The organism is Vibrio sp. Isolate22, from assembly GCF_022398115.1.
GTDB lineage: Bacteria > Pseudomonadota > Gammaproteobacteria > Enterobacterales > Vibrionaceae > Vibrio.
Genome location: NZ_JAKEUW010000016.1, coordinates 81,779 through 100,384, shown reverse-complemented (window position 1 = coordinate 100,384; position 18,606 = coordinate 81,779). Strand labels below are relative to the sequence as shown.

At 40.9% G+C, this 18,606-nt stretch carries 20 protein-coding genes; 11 read left to right on the top strand and 9 right to left on the bottom strand.

Features of this window, described 5'->3' with window-relative positions; genetic code table 11:
- Positions 1-50: 50 nt before the first annotated feature.
- The 8 genes from L1D55_RS11495 to L1D55_RS11460 all read right to left on the bottom strand — a co-directional run bounded on the left by L1D55_RS11495 (position 51) and on the right by L1D55_RS11460 (position 10,664).
- Positions 51-1,529: a diguanylate cyclase gene (locus L1D55_RS11495; protein ID WP_239917520.1), complete on the bottom strand. Its 1,479-nt coding sequence runs from the start codon at positions 1,527-1,529 to the stop codon at positions 51-53.
- 194 nt (positions 1,530-1,723) lie between these two features.
- A complete protein-coding gene (locus L1D55_RS11490) occupies positions 1,724-2,281 on the bottom strand; it encodes a hypothetical protein (protein WP_061033192.1) in 558 nt (185 codons plus the stop codon).
- Positions 2,282-2,559: 278 nt separating this feature from the next.
- Positions 2,560-2,901, bottom strand: a complete 342-nt coding sequence (locus L1D55_RS11485) for a four helix bundle protein (RefSeq protein ID WP_171750818.1) — start codon at positions 2,899-2,901, stop codon at positions 2,560-2,562.
- 443 nt (positions 2,902-3,344) lie between these two features.
- On the bottom strand, positions 3,345-4,958 hold the full coding sequence (locus tag L1D55_RS11480) for a type I restriction-modification system subunit M (protein WP_239917518.1): 1,614 nt from the start codon (positions 4,956-4,958) through the stop codon (positions 3,345-3,347).
- Between the two features lie 28 nt (positions 4,959-4,986).
- Entirely contained in the window at positions 4,987-6,108 is a 1,122-nt protein-coding gene (locus L1D55_RS11475) for an AAA family ATPase (protein ID WP_239917517.1), read from the bottom strand.
- Positions 6,105-7,376, bottom strand: coding sequence for a restriction endonuclease subunit S (locus L1D55_RS11470; RefSeq protein ID WP_239917516.1), 1,272 nt, complete (start codon positions 7,374-7,376; stop codon positions 6,105-6,107). Before L1D55_RS11470 ends, L1D55_RS11475 begins: the two co-directional genes overlap by 4 nt.
- A complete protein-coding gene (locus L1D55_RS11465; protein ID WP_239917515.1) occupies positions 7,369-10,431 on the bottom strand; it encodes a type I restriction endonuclease subunit R in 3,063 nt (1,020 codons plus the stop codon). Before L1D55_RS11465 ends, L1D55_RS11470 begins: the two co-directional genes overlap by 8 nt.
- 56 nt (positions 10,432-10,487) lie before the next feature.
- On the bottom strand, positions 10,488-10,664 hold the full coding sequence (locus tag L1D55_RS11460; RefSeq protein ID WP_239917514.1) for a helix-turn-helix domain-containing protein: 177 nt from the start codon (positions 10,662-10,664) through the stop codon (positions 10,488-10,490).
- A 248-nt stretch (positions 10,665-10,912) separates the two neighbouring features.
- On the opposite strand from L1D55_RS11460, the gene L1D55_RS11455 reads away from it, so the two are divergent.
- The 11 genes from L1D55_RS11455 (at position 10,913) to L1D55_RS11405 (ending at position 17,848) form a co-directional block, all read left to right on the top strand.
- Positions 10,913-11,353 (top strand): DUF2787 family protein, encoded by a 441-nt coding sequence (locus L1D55_RS11455; protein WP_239917513.1) that lies wholly within the window; start codon positions 10,913-10,915, stop codon positions 11,351-11,353.
- Between the two features lie 99 nt (positions 11,354-11,452).
- On the top strand, positions 11,453-12,145 hold the full coding sequence (locus L1D55_RS11450; protein ID WP_239917512.1) for a hypothetical protein: 693 nt from the start codon (positions 11,453-11,455) through the stop codon (positions 12,143-12,145).
- Positions 12,146-12,260: 115 nt separating this feature from the next.
- Complete coding sequence (locus tag L1D55_RS11445) at positions 12,261-13,196, top strand: LPD25 domain-containing protein (RefSeq protein WP_239917511.1); 936 nt, start codon at positions 12,261-12,263, stop codon at positions 13,194-13,196.
- 213 nt (positions 13,197-13,409) lie between these two features.
- Complete coding sequence (locus tag L1D55_RS11440) at positions 13,410-14,432, top strand: DUF4238 domain-containing protein (RefSeq protein WP_239917510.1); 1,023 nt, start codon at positions 13,410-13,412, stop codon at positions 14,430-14,432.
- Positions 14,433-14,698: 266 nt separating this feature from the next.
- A complete protein-coding gene (gene radC, locus L1D55_RS11435) occupies positions 14,699-15,175 on the top strand; it encodes a DNA repair protein RadC (RefSeq protein WP_102437954.1) in 477 nt (158 codons plus the stop codon).
- On the top strand, positions 15,172-15,609 hold the full coding sequence (locus L1D55_RS11430; protein ID WP_239917509.1) for a DUF2787 domain-containing protein: 438 nt from the start codon (positions 15,172-15,174) through the stop codon (positions 15,607-15,609). Before radC ends, L1D55_RS11430 begins: the two co-directional genes overlap by 4 nt.
- A gap of 46 nt (positions 15,610-15,655) precedes the next feature.
- Positions 15,656-16,099 (top strand): DUF2787 domain-containing protein, encoded by a 444-nt coding sequence (locus tag L1D55_RS11425; protein WP_239917508.1) that lies wholly within the window; start codon positions 15,656-15,658, stop codon positions 16,097-16,099.
- A gap of 3 nt (positions 16,100-16,102) precedes the next feature.
- Positions 16,103-16,279 (top strand): hypothetical protein, encoded by a 177-nt coding sequence (locus L1D55_RS11420; RefSeq protein WP_004735711.1) that lies wholly within the window; start codon positions 16,103-16,105, stop codon positions 16,277-16,279.
- Positions 16,280-16,416: 137 nt separating this feature from the next.
- On the top strand, positions 16,417-17,184 hold the full coding sequence (locus tag L1D55_RS11415) for a transcriptional regulator (RefSeq protein WP_239917507.1): 768 nt from the start codon (positions 16,417-16,419) through the stop codon (positions 17,182-17,184).
- A complete protein-coding gene (locus L1D55_RS11410; protein WP_130242122.1) occupies positions 17,181-17,561 on the top strand; it encodes a hypothetical protein in 381 nt (126 codons plus the stop codon). The genes L1D55_RS11415 and L1D55_RS11410 overlap by 4 nt, the downstream gene beginning before the upstream one ends.
- Positions 17,562-17,611: 50 nt before the next feature.
- Positions 17,612-17,848 (top strand): hypothetical protein, encoded by a 237-nt coding sequence (locus L1D55_RS11405; RefSeq protein WP_171981486.1) that lies wholly within the window; start codon positions 17,612-17,614, stop codon positions 17,846-17,848.
- Between the two features lie 284 nt (positions 17,849-18,132).
- On the opposite strand, the gene L1D55_RS11400 is transcribed toward L1D55_RS11405, so the two are convergent.
- Complete coding sequence (locus L1D55_RS11400; protein ID WP_132743379.1) at positions 18,133-18,573, bottom strand: ribonuclease HI; 441 nt, start codon at positions 18,571-18,573, stop codon at positions 18,133-18,135.
- Positions 18,574-18,606: the final 33 nt, after the last annotated feature.

The following is an 18,606-nucleotide window of genomic DNA, read 5'->3' as shown; positions in this document are numbered from 1 at the left end:
TACAAAGAAGCCTAGTCAACCGACTAGGCTTCGCATTATTTATTGGCTCATCAATACGTCTGTATACACACTCGGTTTTTACCCGCGGCTTTGGCCTTATAAAGCTGTTCATCAGAGGAACGAATGCTCTGGTTTTTCCACAAGTGCCCTACACTGTCGAACTTATACAGAGAGTACAGTGTGGCTCCGCCAGATACAGAAATATTAATCTTGTCGCCAGCTTGAGAGCGGTAACACTGTAGGCTTATGTCATTCTGAATTCGCTCAAAGATGGATGACAGCAGCTCAGAAGACTCGCCCGTAATAGCGACTACAAACTCTTCACCGCCAAATCTAGCGACGATATCTTGCTGCCGAACGCTATTTGTCATCAGCTGAGCTACATGACAGATCACTTCATCCCCTATCTTATGACCGTAGTGATCATTAACCACTTTAAAGTCATCGATATCAAACACGCCAACACCAATAATTGGTTCTTCATCTTGTGCCAACAGTCGCGCCTCAAAGCCACGGCGATTCAATAAGCCAGTTAATGGATCTTGCATCGCCAAGCTATTCAAACGTTCATGTTCTTGCTTGGTATAGAAGCGCCATAACCACAATGCCGAGACGATATACAGCGCTAACAATATCGATAATTGAGCACGCTCCATCTCCAACACATGCAAGAAGTGTTCGCTCTTATCTTCTTCAATGCTCAGATAGAGCTGGGTGTTGTTACCATCAATGTACAGGGGGCGAGAGTGAGTAAAGTCCATCAGACCATACTTGTTTACTCCTCTAACGCTGGTTATCTCATACCCGTGCGTTGGATTTGACACTAGGCTAGAAACGTAACCATCAACACCTAGTATCCCTTTGAACTCACCGTCAACGTAGATTCCCTTGGTCAAGGTCACCACCTTCTCACCGGTTAGATAATCATCGTACTGACCGGTATACACAACCTGATGTTTGTCCTGCGATAAACCAAAGCGAACCGTATTAATCCAATAAGGCCGGCTATTTACAACAGAGTCGAACGTATCACCTTTCATATATTGGGCAATATCAGAGGGGGAAGAGATAACAAACTTCTCTTTCGAGATAAAATAAATCGCTGAGATGGTATCAATTGTATTGGCGAAATAAGCCATGGTAGGTGCGATAAACAAACGCTTACCCGCCTCCGAATATAGCTCGGAGTTAGGGTCACACATCTCGATAGGGCCTGAAAACATAAAATCAAAGCGAGGGGCTTGCTGATCCTCACTAATGAAATAACACGTCTCGTCCTCTACCTTTTTATCGTGCGGAAAAGCATAGGTGTCACCATGCAACGGATAGAGCGCCGTGATGTTGTACTCAAGCGCATTAATAATTTGTGTGAGCTCCGCTAAAGAGCGTGTCACGCCTTGCTTTTCAACTCCATACTGTTTACCTGATTCTTCCGCTGAATCAACGAGCAACAAGCTCAAAACTACTAAAAAACTGGCGGTCAGGCCTAAGAAAGCCTTCTTAAAATCGATAGTATGGGGATTAATCAAAGCATATAAATCATCGTTAAAAATTTAGCGCACATTGTACTTATAAATAAACTCACTGCAACAACAAATATAAAACAATATGCTTATCTTATTTAGGAAGAGGAGTTTGGAAATCTACAAGCAAATGCAGAGTTGCAATAACGCCTAAGTACTAAGCACTTAGGCGTTACGAATCACAATAGTAACACTAAGCCTTACTTAGCAAAGTTTACAATTGGGAAGCACGGGAAGAAACCGTTATCCGCACAGTTGATCAGACCAACCTGTACGCCTTCGATTTTGTTGGTTTTGTTGAAGATACCAACCTGTACCGTCGACACCTCTGAAAGGTTCGCCGCACCAACATCAACCATAGTGTCGCCTTCAGAGTAGTTTACGAAACTTACGTTTGCGCCTTTTACATCGTTAGTGATGTTCACAGCGCCTAAGTTAAGACCCGTTGTTTTACCTGTATTCCAGTTAAAGAAGCCAAGTGATGCACCAGTCATTTCTTGGTTCACTTTAGATGCACCAAAAATACCAAGGTTCACACCCGTTGTTGTTTGAGTCTCAGACATACCCACAACCGCAAGGTCGACACCTTTAAGGTCGTTTACTTGTCCGTGAAGCAGAGCCAAACGCACACCGCCAACTGCATCTGAATCAGGTGCGTTGAAGCCATTGATCGTTGAAAACATAACAGGCGAAGAAGCGAATGCCGCTGGTGCCATTACTGCTGCCGACACAGCAAGTACTGAAAGTAGTTTTTTCATTGGGGAGTCTCCACTGACTTATTGTTAACTTGATTTATACACTATCAATCAAGCGTTTATTGTCCTTTATTCAACAGCTATCCATGTTATATCAATGTCATAACTGTACTGTTGAATATAAGACGGTAAATCAGAAAGAGCAATGGAAAACTGATACGGGATGCGAGTGAACGAGATACGAAAGACAAAGAGCAAAGAGCAAAGAGCAGATGCGGGATACGGGTGACGAGATGAGAAAAGAATAAAAAGCGGATACGAGATGCAAAGAGCAAAAAGGTTTACTGTTCTAGTGATTTGATTAAGGCGCCTAACATGCGAGATATCTGAAGTGCCTCCGATTGCCACCTAACAGCAACGTCTTTAGCTACAAATCCAACTTCAGAGCCGATATCGGCTTGAGTAGCAAACTCACCAATGGATCCTTTGGCGATTGCAAAGAAATGCTTACGCTCTTTAAGAGACCTTCGCTCACAGCCTTCAGCGATATTACTAGGGACAGACAGCGCACTACGAGTAATCTGATCTTTAAAACCATAGTCACGACAAGTAGCCATTTCCCTATAAACAGATATAGACAAAAGACGGCTGCGCTGCCAAACATCTAGTTTTCTATAAAGCACAATTTCTACCTAAAGACCGAAAACCTAATCATCTCAAAAATACCCCATCGAAAAGCGCCAAAAAAGAACCAAAGTTCGAGACTTCTGTTCCGTGGTGTCTTGTAATTTCGAACTTGCTCTCAATCTTTTCGAATCTCGTTTACTCGCATCCCGCATCTGCTCTTAAGTATTTGCCCCTCAAAAACCAAAAAACGGAGACCGAAGTCTCCGTTTTCAATTTCACTATGAATAGCGAGGGATGATTACATCATGCCGCCCATTAACTCTTAAGTGGTTGTTTAAAAGGAAATTATAAAACCGCCACCACAAGGATACCCTTCATTATACCCTAGTTTATCATAAAACGATAAACCTATAGGTAAGATGTGACTTCCTATAAACAAACAGAAAAGTAATACAAAGTTAACGTCATCTACACTATCAGAAGCAGGCTAACTAAAATATTAATTCGGTAACTTAGGAAGATTTAGTTCTTCCAAGAAGCTGTTATGCTCCTTTAGCGCAGCATTAATTTCCTTTTCGATATCAACTAGTTTCTGATGCTCAACTACTAAATCAACCTTAGCCTCTGCAACGGCTGTGCTAACGTAGCGTGAGATATTAAGGTTGAAATCATTCTTTTCAATCTCCTCCATTGATACTCGACGAGCATAACGGTCTTCTTCTTTTCTATATTGATAAGTATCGACAATCTTATCAATATCCTCCTCACGTAGTTTGTTCTGACGTTTCCCTGTTCCGAAGTGCTCACTAGCATTAATAAACAACACATCATCATATTTTTTACACTTTTTAAGTACCAAAATACACACAGGAATACCAGTAGAAAAAAACATATTTGCTGGCAAGCCAATGACAGTATCGATATGGCCATCCTGTAAAAGTTTTGTACGAATGCGACTTTCTGCACTCCCCCTAAATAGCACCCCATGTGGCAGGATAATTGCCATAGTTCCTTCATCACTTAAAAAGTGAAAGCCATGAAGTAAAAAAGCAAAATCAGCTGCCGACTTTGGTGCAAGACCATGACTTTTAAATCGAAAGTCCTCGCCTTGAGCTTCTGATGGCTCCCAACGGTAACTAAATGGTGGATTAGCAACTACAGCATCACACTTCAACTTTTTAGCTGGGTTCATTTCACTAAGCATATCCCAGTCATTAGTTAACGTATCTCCATGATGTATTTCGAACTCAGTATCCTTAACTCCATGCAGCAACATATTCATACGAGCAAGGTTATAAGTTGTAATATTTTTTTCTTGTCCGTAGATTTTACCAATACCATTAGGCCCTAAACGTTTACGTACGTTCAATAGCAATGAACCTGAACCACAAGCAAAATCCATCACCTTATTTAATTTTTTCTTTAAACCTGAGGCAGGATCTTGACTATCGAGTACAACAATACGAGATAAAATATCTGAGATTGGTTGAGGCGTATAAAACTCACCTGCCTTCTTACCAGATCCAGCTGCAAACTCTCCAATTAGATATTCGTAAGCATCACCAAGTATATCGGTATCAGTAGAAAACTGAGCTATACCATCTGATACCTTCGTGATAATTGTGCATAATTTAGCATTCCGATCAGAAGACTTCTTACCCAATTTTTCTGAGTTCAGATTAATTTCCGAAAATAACCCTTGAAAGCTACTATCAAAGCTATGGTTTTCGATGTATTTAAAGCCATCCTCTAATGTTTTCAACAAGTCGCTATCGTGCTTACGAGCCATTTCCGCGATACTTGTCCAAAGGTGATTAGGTTCAATCACATAATGAAGTTTTCGGCGCATCTGTTTTTCAAAAAAAGTGATATCTTGATCTGATAATTGTTGATAAAACACAGCCAACGGTGTGCGCTTGTCATCTACATCAAGTTTAGGGTAGTCACGCCCCAACTCCTTCTTGGCTGCAACTTCATAATTGTCTGACAAATAACGTAAAAATAAGAATGACAGCATATAATCACGAAAATCATCAGCATTCATCGCACCGCGTAAGCTATTTGCAATATCCCAAAGGGTTTTACCCAAGTTATTCAATTGTTCTTGTGTCATACTAATCAGTCTCTGTTAGCTATTCCATTTACTCTGGGAATAGCTCTGGGTTAAATCGGTAGTTAGCTAAAAAATCAGTTAAAATGCGACGAAAATGTACTTTATTTTCATCAGTCATCTCCATTGGTTCAAATAATGAATAATTGCCATGGCTTAAGATATTAATAATTCGAGCATGTAAAACTCCTTCTGAATCATCTTCACTTTGCTTGATACATGCAGAAAAATTTTTAAACCCATGAAAAGTAGCTGTTTTTTCAAGAATACTTCTTAAAATATTAAAATGATATGTAAACAACTCACCAGTTTCAGATGCTTGATAGAGTTGCTCGAGCAAAGCTACATGATGAAAAAAAGGAGTGCTATTGGTATAACGCATCTTGTAATGCTGAGCTACTTTGTCATAACTCAAAAAGTAAGGCTGAAGCTTTTTCTTTTCGTTTAGCTCATTCCACATAACGTTAAAAAATAAGGTGTGATGTGAAGATATAACTGTTTTAATCCTACCGCTTGCATTTTTAAGTAATTGAGCAAGGTGACTAGCCACTGCTATAGCATTGTTATCATCTAGTGACGATATGGGATCATCAATATAAAGATACTTAACCCATGCATATGCTTCTTGCTGATCCACCGCTAATTGGGCAACGGCCAGAAAAAAACACCATACAAAAATATTCTCTTCTCCGCGAGACACTTTTATATACTCATCCGTACTTATACCTGATTCAGTAGTAACTTCACGAGTAAAATTTACCGTCCAAGTTTCATAATCAATGACAAAGTCAAAGTCTGAATAACGCTGTAGTAATGGACGTATACGATTCTCCATTTCAAGTTCTTGTAAACCATTAAAGAACCTTGAATCTTGATTCATCTTTAATATTCTTCGAGAATCATTCTCCAAATCATTATCCCAACGAAATAAATCTTCAGTGAATGCATTGAAATATAGCGTATCTCGACTACCAGCTAACTTACCTAGATTTTTGAATTCCATAGACAAACGGGTTTTACCAGTTCCGTTATAAGCAAATAGTAAAACTTGATTCATTGTAAGCGTTCTAGCTCCCCGTTGTACTCCATTATCTAATATCTCCCGCAACTGAGAAGCAACACCATCAAGATCTGTATAAGTTAATTCGGTCATATTACGACACCATTAATAAAAGGAAACACCCCTTCCACTAAGCCTTTCTTAAAAACCTTAAGTGACTCTAATTTTCGATTCTGAGTTGTAATTACCTCATCAATGGAAGATAAACAATTTGCAATCTTTTGCTGTTCTCTCAATTCCGGTAGATATAACTCGAGTACTTTTAGCTGATTTGCATACAAATGAACCACCGCATTACCTTGTGCCATTCTTGCTATCTCGGATTTTTTAGCTCCATTTAAATAATACGATAGAAAAACACCATCAATACTTGAACGAATAATATTAAGATCCCCACCAAGAGCAATACCACTATTTTTTACACAACTAGCTGTAGCTATATCTTCCTGTGTCTCTCCTGACGCTGGTATTATCACATCATTAGATTGACTCAATACTAATTCATCCGAAGGTACATTTGTGCAAGAAATAACCCTAGTGATAGTTTCTCCGTAATGTGTATAAAGTTGACCATATCGAATACAAGGTAATCGACCATCAATAGCTATGTCCGACTTCGAAATACCTTTGCCTTTCGAAAATGATGCAACATCGCCTAAAGACTTTTTTTTCCAGTGCCCCTTAAATTCAAGGAAGCGAAGTTCCGGCAGATCATGATCACCATCCGGGAAGAGTTGTTGCTGTAACCCTTTCTTATGAGCAAGAAGAGATTCAAGCTTTTGCTCTTGGAGAGTAACTAGCTTATCAATGGATATTAAAAAATCAGCAATTTTTTGTTTCTCTTTCTCAGCTAGAGTTGGTAACGGCATCGCTACAAAATCACTAGTTGAAATACTCATTCTATCGTGGCGAGCTCCAACATTTGAAACCGCTTTCAAATAGCTGTGCCACCTTGACGATTTAAAAAACTGCTCGTAAAAATCATTATTCTCACTATTAAAACGAAACACCGTATAAAGAGGCGACATGACGCCCTTACCAACTTTGTTCTTAGAAATTGGCCCTACTGGTGCAGTTGATGAAACTCTAGGGTTATAAACATAATCTCCTTTATCAAGAATATAATACCCCTGCAAATTACCTTTCGTTGCGATATCCTTATCGAAATAATCTCTTTGATCTAATACCCCTCCAACCGCAGAATTGGTTAATACACGAGTTACTTTTTCATCCTTATTTTTGGTTGTTATACGCTTAGCAACACACTCTAATTTTGTAAGTTCCCAATCAGGAAATGAGGTACCATCATCGTTTTTGAAACGGAGTTCATGTACTAGCCTATTTTTATTCAACTTATTCATAAGCCGCTAACCCTGAAATCTCTCGCCCTTGGGCTAATTTATGTAAATGTGGAATCAAATCTTCCATTAGTGCTCGCTCTACACCACCACGCTCTCGCCAGCTTAATTCCAGTGGTTCAAGTAAATCAGTCAATTGCTCACCATCAAAAATCATACGGTGCATAATCGTATCAACAAAGTCTCTTAGTCTTTGAGATTCAAGGCCAAATTTAGCAGCCATTTCATTTAATTCGTTTGCCGACTTTTGTGCTTTGAACTTTTGATAACCGTCACGGATTTGTTTTTCATCCAGTGCCTCGCCTACCGTTAAGCTATTGATATAATCTATGATATCGTCACGCTCTTCCATTAAGTTGGAATTAGCGCAGATCATATCGATGAGCTCTTTCCTTGTCATATTTTGCTGGCTAGTCCCTTGAGTAGACTTAGCTATCAAACCTACAATGTAGTCGTAATCAATTACAGCTGAAGCAAATAGAACAAATTCAAAATCTAATTGCTGAACTTCATCTTCGGTGTCTTTGCTATTTTTATCTTGCTTACGTTTAAGGTCTTGGGCCGTTTCTAGATACTGTCCTTTAAAACCGCGATACTCATCGATTGGCAGCGCTTTTTCAACAGTGCTCTGCTGATCTTCATCAAGTTCAGTATACTGCTCAATTTGGGTTTTGAGCTTTTGTACTTCTTTGAAATGATTAATAAACTCGGCTTTTGCACTATCGCCCTGTAGGTTAGCTACGTCAGACGGAGTGCACTCCAAACCTCTGTTTTGCATAAAGGTAGTCAGCTTTTCTACTGCCTGTTGGTACTTTTCAACAACAATAGGAGCAGGGTCAACCAACCAAATTTCTTTAGCTCGATCTTTTGCTGCACCAGAAAACAGTTCAATTGCTTCATTCACCTCTTTCTCTTGACCCCGAAAATCAAGAATGTTGCCCCACGGCTTACTATCATTTAATACACGGTTGGTACGTGAGAAAGCCTGAATCAACCCATGAAACTTAAGGTTCTTATCCACATAGAGTGTATTCAAGTATTTTGAATCAAAACCTGTTAGTAGCATATCAACCACTATGACAATATCGATTTTGTTCTTATGAGCATAATCGGCATTACTATACTTCTGATCTTTAATTCGCTGCTGCACATCTTGGTAGTACAGATCAAATTCGTTGATACTGTGGTTTGTCCCATATTGCTTGTTATAAGCATCTATAATCGCAATAAGGGCTGCTTTTTTCTTTTCTGGTTCTACTTGGTTATCCGCTTTTTCTTGAGGCAAGTCTTCTTGCAGTTGCTTAATATCTTTAACATTTTTTTCAGCACTAGAGATAGTTGCACTGTCTTTGGGTAGTTGTGCTGGAGGCGAGAACACACATGCAACATTTAATGGCTTAAACGTATCATCTTCAAGCTGTCTTTGAGCTTGTTGTGCTTTAAAGTGCTCTACATACTCTATTGCATGATTAATCGAAGATGTGGCTAAAATTGCATTAAAACGACGATGGTTCGTTGCTGCGTCATGCTTGTTAAGAATTTCAGTAACCACGGCCTCTGGCGGTGGTGTTACTTTTTTTACTTTAGCCTTACCTACCGCAGCTTTATCCCCCAGCGATTTTTTATCTCCTTTACCAAAATAATCAATATGAAAACTCAATACGTTTTTATCATCGATAGCATTAGTAATGGTGTAAGTAGGGAGCTCGTTTTCAAAGATATCTTTCGTCGTTTTGAAAGCTCCAATGTTGCCGTCGATTTGAGTGTAATTTGAGTTTGCATCAAAAATAGGTGTACCAGTAAAACCAAACAATTGAGACTTAGGAAAAAAGCTCTTTATCGACTTGTGATTTTCACCAAACTGGGAACGGTGACATTCATCAAAGATGAACACAACACGCTTGTCACGTAGTGGTTCTAGACGCTCTTTAAATGTTTGTTTACCTTCCTTAACTTTACTCTGGTTACGCTTACTATTTTCATCTAATGCTAACCCAAGCTTTTGGATAGTTGTCACAATGACTTTATCTGCATAATCTTCAGAAAGCATGCGACGCACTAATGCTTCAGTATTAGTATTTTCCTCAACACAACCGTCTTGAAACTTATTAAACTCTTCGCGGGTTTGACGATCTAAGTCTTTTCTATCAACAACAAATAAACACTTTTCAATGTCTGGGTTGTCTTTCAATAGCGTAGAAGCTTTAAATGACGTTAAGGTTTTACCAGAGCCTGTTGTATGCCAAATATAACCATTCCCTCGGTTATCATGAATACTATCGACTATCGCTTGTACTGCAAACACTTGGTAAGGACGCATCATAAGCAGCTTTTGCTCAGACTGGACTAATACCATATAACGGCTGATCATTTGCCCTAACGTACACTTAGCCAGAAACTCTTTCGCAAAGTCATGTAGATGAGCAATTTTTTTGTTTTTGTCATCGGCTAACTGATAGATAGGCAAGAAGCGCTCATCAGCATTAAAGCTAAAGTGCTCATTGCGATTATTGGCAAAGTAATAAGTGCTGTATTCGTTACTGACAATGAATAGTTGCATAAAACACATAAGTGTATTGCCATAACCGTTACCGGGATCGTTTTTATAATCAACTATTTGTTCCATAGCACGACGGGTCACTATCTGGTGACTTTTCAGCTCTATTTGTACAACTGGAACACCATTTATCAACAGAATTACGTCATAACGATGATGGCTATCATCTGTGTTAATTCGAAGCTGGTTTATTACTTCAAATTCATTTTTACACCAGTCTCTAATATTCACCAATGTGTAGTGTAAAGGAGTCCCATCTTCACGCTGAAAGTACCCTTGCTCACGTAATGTTTGCGCTGCGGTAAATACATCAGATGTAACGATTTCATCACGCAAACGTGCAAACTCTGCATCGGTCAGCTTTACGTAATTTAGCTTTTCGAACTTCTCACGAAAGTTCTTTTCAAGATCTGCTTTATTGCGAATATCTTTACGATATGTGTACTTAAGATCTGTTAGCTTTTCAATCAAGCTATCTTCGATTTGTTGTTCTTTTTTCATGTCATTGCCCTAATGGCTATTAACTTAATGTTCTGTGCAAGTTGAGAAGAATATGATTAATCGTTGTTCTTTTGTTCTTCTATCCACGCCTCTAAATCTTTTAGTTTGAAGCGCCATGAGCCACCAACTTTGAAGCCCGGAAGCTTTCCTTCACTGGCAAGCCGATATGCTGTTTTCTCTGCCACCTTTAGATAAGCAGCCACATCTTTAATTGTTAGTATTTGATCAACCATCAGGTTGTACTCTCACTAGATCTTTTCAATACTGAGCAGAGAGAATACGGGAAAATTGAGGAAGCAACAATGTTCGAAAACAAACTTATCGAGGTCAAGTTTCATATGTGTATATTTTTTGTTTAAGTAAGCTTGCATTCCCTTAGAGCACTAATAACCCCTCAATATCCGACTTCGATTCGAATCGAAATTTTTTCAAATATATTTCATCACTATGCATAACCCCATTAGTCAAAAAGGAGCCGATTATGCATAGAAACCCCTTACCCGCAACTTCATTCAACAAGACAGCTTTGCCTATCTCTCTGGCTCTTCTGGATACATTAAACAACGTTCTAAACAAACACACAGGACTCGTAGAGGGTCATCACACCATCCATTTCAGTAACAAGCACTACTCCGCTGAACATGGAGGCTACCACCCTGTTGAGATTGCACTGAAGAAAGACATTAACAACAAGTACACAATCCTTTGCATCACAGATTTTAGCTTCAATGGATACCCTTACCCGATACTTGAACGAGACATTGAGTTCGATTTCACTCATACCACGGTCTTCACTCGATACTCCGGCCTAAAGAGTATGACTGCACCCAATATCGACAAGCTATATACGCTATGGGAATCCAAATTTATCGCTAACTTGGCTAAGGGAGTCTACAACCAAGTCGAGCTGCGTAGCCGCTAATACCTGAGAATAGTTGATAACCACCACCTCGCTACCTCCCCCCTAGCTTCTAGTATCACCATGATTTTACTACCTTACTCTTTCACAGGAGCACCCTTTATGTCCTATGACATTGTCTATGAACAACTGGCACTGCGTGTACCAAAAGAAGACGTTATTCAGCAAGCCTGTACCTTCTTTAGAGAACGCCTAAACCATACCGACATCCAATGTATCAAAGAACTCAAACAAGCTCTGTATGAACGTTACAGACTTAGACTGCGTGAAGATGACCTACTTATGCTCCACATGCTCATTGGCTCTAGCAATCTCTTTGACACGGAGACAAACAAACGAGCACGTAGCTGGCAGTTCTGTGGTGTAAACACATTCAACCAACTACTCGTGAAATACGGTTGTGACTGGTCATCAGCCGCTGAATCAGGAGATATTAAACTCAATGGTCGAGACACCAAAGCAGAAGGTTGGATACGTGCATTACGTAACACACTGAATCACGCTAAAGACTATGGAGTGATGCCGTATTGTCACACCCTAGAGGTATGGCTTAAAGCACCATTAGATAACTCGAAACAAACCCAACTAGATGAGTTAAAAACGCAGCTAAGTGATTTAGATGCAACTTGGAAAGAACGGCAACGATTTGATGACGATGGCTTTGATGTCGCAATAAAACCCAAATCTGCTTTTGAGATGTGGCTATTTCAGCAGCTCATCAATGGCTACCAAGGCAAGTGCTGGATAAATGGCTCAGAGCCGCCCTATCACGCTGTAAAGAAGCATTCTATCTAATACGTTAAACACAACCCACCAGCTTAACGACCCACAAACACGTTCACCCACCATCTGGAGGCCACCTTGTTATCAAGGTGGTCTTTTTTATTTTATTTGTAAAAAGGAAGCACTCATGCAAACAACACAACCAAACAGCTCATCCAAAGAACAACATGATTCTTTACCTACGTTAGAGGCAAAAAAAATTAAACCGATCACGGTACTTGTCCAATGGTCGGAATCTCGCGAGTTCACTGAAGAGACACTCTATGACTTTAGTGAGTTCGAAAAGAAAGCTCTGGAGGTTGCTAAACGCAATCCATTAGGCGGGTACGATAAGACAAAAGTAACCGTGACCTTTGACAATGAACATCAGCACGAATGCCGCTTAGATTTAGGATGTGGTGGTAATGATCAAGGCTTTGCTGAGCACTGCTTAAGTATGGCTCGTTATTACCGTCAGCATAAAGGGGATGTCGATAAGCCTTGGCTTTATGACAAACACCACCAGCAGTTAATCGAACTAATAAACACTTATGAATTGGACCACTCATTCGTAGACGTAGGACGTATGCAGGTTAAACAGGTCGAGGAGCAAGCTAAAGCCGAAGAAGCTGCAAAAGAAGAAGCCAAACAACAGGAGCGGGAAAGAACGTGGCGTAAACACCAGCAAGCGGAGGAGGCGTTTCAAGAAGCCTTAGAAGTACCACAATGGGCAAAAGGCGTGGTTGTTGCCACACTCACGGACTATGACGCTGAAATCAGTGAGCCGTATACAGGAGAGTTTCATACCAAAACGTTGAAGACTATTATTCTCGCTTGGTCGAAACACTCTCGCAACCTATTTCCAGAGCTGCGCAAAGCATGTCTGAATCACCCTGAAACGGCTTTTCTTAACGATCCAGAGAAAAGCGTTGAACACCGTGAGCGCTTTGCCATGGGGGAAGGCTATTACCTAACCGACACCAAATACATTCGTTACGGATGGCAAGTCAAAAAGCGAAACTTTTATAGAGATGAGAATAAAGCACGTTATGTGCCTTTAGGTGAGATCGCGATACGCGAGTAAAAGAGAGAGGCGAATTGATCGCCTCTCAATCTAGATGGTATTCTTTTTTTGCCGTAATCGACTACGTAGTTAATAAACGTCGTCAAAAACAAGAGCTGTAACAAGCCTTTGTACGGAGCGTAGTATGAGCTCATACATTAAAAGTTAAAATGCAGTAAAATACTCCCGACATCTAATTCACAAGATATAAGCTGATAAATAAGGTAGAGAAAGTTGCAAGTAAGTTTACCTAAGCACCTACAAATTAAAAAAGAACATCACTATGTATGGGCTCACTACCTTAGGAATTGGTCAAACTCCAAAAAAGTATGGTTTGTTACTGCAAAAGGCAAAGTTATACATGAAAGCACCAAAATGGTCGCTAAAGAGAAATTCTTTTACAAAGTCCAGCATTTGACCAACGACCATATAGCTTGTCTTAAAGCTGTAGCGGCTCTTAGCTCACCAGAAACAGAACAAGAACACCTGCGATTGCTGGATGAGCTCCTAACTCTTCAGCGTCTTGAACAACTTGCCGATAAGTACGGTAAAGCTTCAATTGAAATTCAACATGAGATAAAGGCTGCCAAAGAAAATTGGCTAGAAAATAAGTATACCGCACACGAGGAAAGAGCTAAGCCTGTCATCTCAAAACTAGCGAAAGGTCGATTATCAGTATTAGACAATGAAAATCACTTTATCCATTTTTGTCATTTTCTTGGACATCAATTCGCTAGAACCAAGTCACTCAGATCCACCGCTGATGTAATAACCAACCGTCTGCCAGAGAAGCACGACAACCAACAATATTTAGCAACAATATCAATGGAATGTAGATGGTTCAGTAACTACCTAATTGGTGAGAATTTTGGTGCATCCCTTTACCAAACCAATCATTTTGACAACTACTGCATGTTAGTTAACCATACAGAAGAACCATTTATCACCAGTGATCAACCAGTTATAAATGTACATGAATCACTTACTGATGAAATAAAACAAGTTTCTGTTAATGAGTGTGACCTTTATTACCCATTATCACCCAAATATGCATTGATAATCAGCAGTTCGAACAAATACCCAAAAGGATCACTTAAAGTAAACTTAGCAATGGTACAAAAACTAAATACTAAATTAGCTAAGAATGCACATATCCATATTTTCAGTTCTCAAGAGTCCATTGTTAAGAGATACACTAAATTTGTTGGGGTAAGAGACCAACAGTTACAAAATCAAGAACTTCCTAACTTTGGCTAATAAAGACAAACAAAATTTCGGGCTGTAGTTATGCCAGAAATAGGTGTTTCAGAGTTGCAAGAAGTGTGCACATTTAATCACCAAACGACTCTGTAATATCGCCTACCCACCCTAACGTCATCAGCTTTCCTCTCAGGCCAAATGCCCACTCACGTGCTCCGTCGGCGTTCACTCCTATTCCCTTTATATCTTACTCTAAAACAAAAAACATTCAGGCATATGTCATCAATGTGAATACCCACCATTGAATCCGACAGGAGCCCGTAATGGCAACTACCCAAAATTCTGATTACAACAAACAACAGCGCTATCAGGAGAATGAAATCCTAGAGCATGCCGCTGAGATACTCGCAACGCGCTACGTGCGTGGTGATGCCTTAATTAGCCCAGATGCCACCAAAGAGTATGTACGCTGCAAGCTAGGCAGCTATGAACGTGAAGTGTTTGCTTTACTGCTATTGGATAACCAAAACCGATTGATTGAGTTTAAAGAGCTCTTTCATGGCACCGTCGATGCCGCCAGTGTCTACCCAAGAGAAGTAGTAAAAGCTGTGTTGGAAGTGAATGCCGCTGCGGTGATTATGGCTCACAACCACCCTTCAGGCGACTCTACCCCCTCACAAGCGGATAGACGTATCACCGAAAGACTCAAAGACGCTTTAGCGCTGGTGGATGTGCGCGTATTGGACCATATCGTAACAGGCGAAACCTGCACCTCATTTGCTGAGCGAGGCTGGTTATGATTGAACAACACTATGGTGATATCAGTATCAATGATGCACTGCTCTCGTCACTAGAAAGTCTTCTTACTGGTCATACACTGCCTGAACAGGCTGAAAGACTGGTATTGAACTGCCGTCAAATGAGTTACTACCGCCATCGCCAAGGATTGCACCCTATAGAGATACAGCTCAAACGAGATTCACGCTCAGGTCCTTGGCTTATCGTGTTCTTTGCGAGCTTTTCTTACCCCAATGACAACAGTACTTCAGTAGAGCCAGAGTTGTACTTTCACCTTGCTAATCGTTGGTTCTATCAACCCGATACAGGAACAACGGATTTATCTCACCCAGAAGTGCAAGAGGTGCTCACTGCTTGGATGAACGCATTAACTCGCCACCTAAGCCGAAACGTCTTTGATAGCGTGCAACTCTCGTTGGTCAGCTCGTTTAACTAACTCCCTGCCTACTTTCTGATTTACCCCTAAACAAGGAGGACTGTCGATGTCCCAATTAGCCTTTACGTCATTACCCCTGCCTGTTTCTAAGAAGCTGTATGCGTTGCTTAATGAGCGGTACTCAGCTCATTTGCTTAACAATGAAACGCTCTCCACCAGCCGTCATGTGGTCTTTAACTTTCGTGACAAAACTTACAGTGCTGATGCTGGTGGCTTTCACCCTGTCGAAATTTCTATTTGCCAGTCTTCAACAGGAGAATGGTGTGTTGAGTACATCACAGACTTTGCTTATATGGGGAACTACTACCCTGAGCTTGAGCGGAATTTGGATTTTGACTTTCGTGCTCGTCAATGTTTCGCCAGCTACCACGGCTGGTTTTCAATGAAAGATAACCGTGAGGCTATCGAGCTGTATAAATTGTGGGAGAGTAATTTTCTCGCATACGTTGAGATGGAGGCATTCGACGATATTACTTTTACCCCGCAATAACTCATGACTTCCCTTCTTCTACAAACCATCAAACTTATCTCTGCCCTCATCACGTTACTTTCTCTTTCCCCTTTCTTTGGTGCCATTGGAACCCTAACGACCTTAGGCTTTCTGGTGGTACTGCTGATTGGGTTACTGGTAGCCATCTCAGAGCTGAGAGATAAAAACAACCATCGATAATGTTAATCGACTCACGCTTTCGCTAAGCCGATTGATGACGCTTTAACCGTTGGACATTATGTGTCGAACCCACCTCTATTCTCCCGACATTAAATGTCCGACTCCGGTGTGGAGTGCTATGTATTGAGAGAGCAGCTATGAGCAATAAAACCAGCATTGAAGGCTTATCTGCTTTGCTGCACACGCTGATGCTTATTCCTCAACATCGATGGATTACCGTTAGGGAGTTGCAGCAGCAGTTAGCCCTAATCGATATCCACCGCACCACGCGCAGTATTAAACGCTACCTCGATGAAGTCATTGTGGAGGTGTTTAACGTGGAGTGTGATTCGATGAGCATACCCCATGTTTACCGAAAAACATCCGAGCAATTACTGAAGCTAAATAAGCAAGAAATGCTCTATTGGCAACTGACCAACAAGTACTTACAACCGCTGATTCCTGATGCGCTGAATTATGGGCAAGGTCGGCCCTCGGAGAGAGACAAACCCTTACTGGATAAGGCTTCAGCCATTTCAAAAGAACGACTTTGGCTAAGCAAAGTACATCTCAACCTACCTAATACGAGAAGCTGGAGTAACAAGCAGCAACAAGTCTTAGGGTCAGTCCATGAAGCATTACTTAACAACCGAATGCTAAAGGTCTCTAGCCAAGCTTTGCAGCAAGAGCAAACGTTCATTGAACCACTGGGACTCTCGGTTCAGTGTGACGCGCTCTTGCTGCTCTTTCGGTTATCCGACCAACATCCAATACACACCGTTGCCTTACCACTTATTGATGAGGCCAGTGTATCGACATTTTCATTTACCTATCCCTCTGACTTCAATGTTGAGCAGTTCATGCTGACTCACGAAGGAACAGGCTACCCAGAATTTCACTCACCAATGAGGAGAGTAAACCCATGACCAAACTAAAACATCGACTAAACCAATCGGTTCGATACGCAGTCACGATAGCCCTGTTTATTGGAGCAACAGGATGCACTGAGCAGGAAGAATCTCCTGAAGCCGTTGCGGATATAGAAGTATCGATATCCACCAACTCACATTGGGGAAGTTTAGTCTTTGACCTACAAGCGATTACCGATAACACCGTCATCACCGACGTTGTAATTAACCGAGGTAATTGTCGTATTCCAGCTGGTACGGCCTCAGAGCTGTCTAGAAACGTTTCATTGAAGTTCGGTGAAACCTACACGGGATACAGCAACAACTGCACCGTAGACAACGTGAAAGAAATTGAAGTGACGTCAACGGCTGGCACCTTTGTTTACACCTTCTAAACCGAAAGTAAAACAACTCATCTATTTATAACTACCAATAAGGATCGACAATGAAAAACATCACAACAAACACACTTGTTCTACTGACTACCCTAGCATCACCTTTTGTTTTGGCTCAAGGTGGTGGTTCGCTTGGAGGTAATCCATCGGTAGAAACGGGAGCGGTTAATGTCAGTGTAGGCAAATGCACTCAATACAAGCTGGATGTGAAAGCAGCCCTAAACACAGGAAAACAGGTATCGTCAGTTACGGTTCCTAAAGGTTGTGAAGCCATCAAAGAGAAGTAGTGCCACCAGCAAAGGCTAAAAATGACAATGGGGAGCGTAATTGCTCCCCATTCTTTTTTTGCTTCTTTATACAAGCTTCCCATCTAAAACACTTTTGGTCAAAGTTTGCGAAGCAGTAAGAGCGACCACCAGATCTCCCCCTACATCGCATCTACTCACAGGTATATGTTATCTATAAAAACGCTTAACGCTACCCTAAAGACGAATCACCGTTCCTAGGGATAAAGCAAAAACACGACCGCACAGCTTGCTAGCGGTCTGCCAACAAACTGTGCATCATCGTCTTAATCGGCTTCTGCCGCTTCAACGGCTAACAAATCTGCCATGTCATTACCCTTATTACCTGAATGAGCTTTGACCTTAAACACCTCTACGTATTTCTTAGAACGCAGTTCATCGATTTGTTGCCATAGATGGCGGTTCTTTACTGGCTTCTTGTCTGACTTACGCCAACCTCTCTCTTTCCAGTTATCTAACCAATCGTTGTAGCCTTTTACACAGAAGTCACTGTCAGAGTAGATAACGTCGCCATCTTGGGCATACTCTAGACCTTCGATTAATGCCATGAGCTCTAATTCGGCATTGGTGGTATTACGCTTAATGGTGATGCTATCTTGATGCTCTAGTTCACCCTGCTCATTAAAAGCTGCGATACCAATGCCACCTTGTGTGCATCCGTGTTGATTGTTTGGGGCTGCGCCGTCTACGTAAATTGAATAACTCATTTTTTATCTCTCTCTAATTGAAAAGGGAGCCTT

Bases quoted from the DNA above. Each gene is read 5' to 3' on its own strand.
- L1D55_RS11490 (WP_061033192.1), bottom strand. From the start codon at position 2,281: ATGAAAAAACTACTTTCAGTACTTGCTGTGTCGGCAGCAGTAATGGCA.
- L1D55_RS11480 (WP_239917518.1), bottom strand. From the start codon at position 4,958: ATGACACAAGAACAATTGAATAACTTGGGTAAAACCCTTTGGGATATT.
- L1D55_RS11475 (WP_239917517.1), bottom strand. From the start codon at position 6,108: ATGACCGAATTAACTTATACAGATCTTGATGGTGTTGCTTCTCAGTTG.
- L1D55_RS11470 (WP_239917516.1), bottom strand. From the start codon at position 7,376: ATGAATAAGTTGAATAAAAATAGGCTAGTACATGAACTCCGTTTCAAA.
- L1D55_RS11465 (WP_239917515.1), bottom strand. From the start codon at position 10,431: ATGAAAAAAGAACAACAAATCGAAGATAGCTTGATTGAAAAGCTAACA.
- L1D55_RS11460 (WP_239917514.1), bottom strand. From the start codon at position 10,664: ATGGTTGATCAAATACTAACAATTAAAGATGTGGCTGCTTATCTAAAG.
- L1D55_RS11455 (WP_239917513.1), top strand. From the start codon at position 10,913: ATGCATAGAAACCCCTTACCCGCAACTTCATTCAACAAGACAGCTTTG.
- L1D55_RS11450 (WP_239917512.1), top strand. From the start codon at position 11,453: ATGTCCTATGACATTGTCTATGAACAACTGGCACTGCGTGTACCAAAA.
- L1D55_RS11445 (WP_239917511.1), top strand. From the start codon at position 12,261: ATGCAAACAACACAACCAAACAGCTCATCCAAAGAACAACATGATTCT.
- radC (WP_102437954.1), top strand. From the start codon at position 14,699: ATGGCAACTACCCAAAATTCTGATTACAACAAACAACAGCGCTATCAG.
- L1D55_RS11430 (WP_239917509.1), top strand. From the start codon at position 15,172: ATGATTGAACAACACTATGGTGATATCAGTATCAATGATGCACTGCTC.
- L1D55_RS11425 (WP_239917508.1), top strand. From the start codon at position 15,656: ATGTCCCAATTAGCCTTTACGTCATTACCCCTGCCTGTTTCTAAGAAG.
- L1D55_RS11420 (WP_004735711.1), top strand. From the start codon at position 16,103: ATGACTTCCCTTCTTCTACAAACCATCAAACTTATCTCTGCCCTCATC.
- L1D55_RS11415 (WP_239917507.1), top strand. From the start codon at position 16,417: ATGAGCAATAAAACCAGCATTGAAGGCTTATCTGCTTTGCTGCACACG.
- L1D55_RS11410 (WP_130242122.1), top strand. From the start codon at position 17,181: ATGACCAAACTAAAACATCGACTAAACCAATCGGTTCGATACGCAGTC.
- L1D55_RS11405 (WP_171981486.1), top strand. From the start codon at position 17,612: ATGAAAAACATCACAACAAACACACTTGTTCTACTGACTACCCTAGCA.
- L1D55_RS11400 (WP_132743379.1), bottom strand. From the start codon at position 18,573: ATGAGTTATTCAATTTACGTAGACGGCGCAGCCCCAAACAATCAACAC.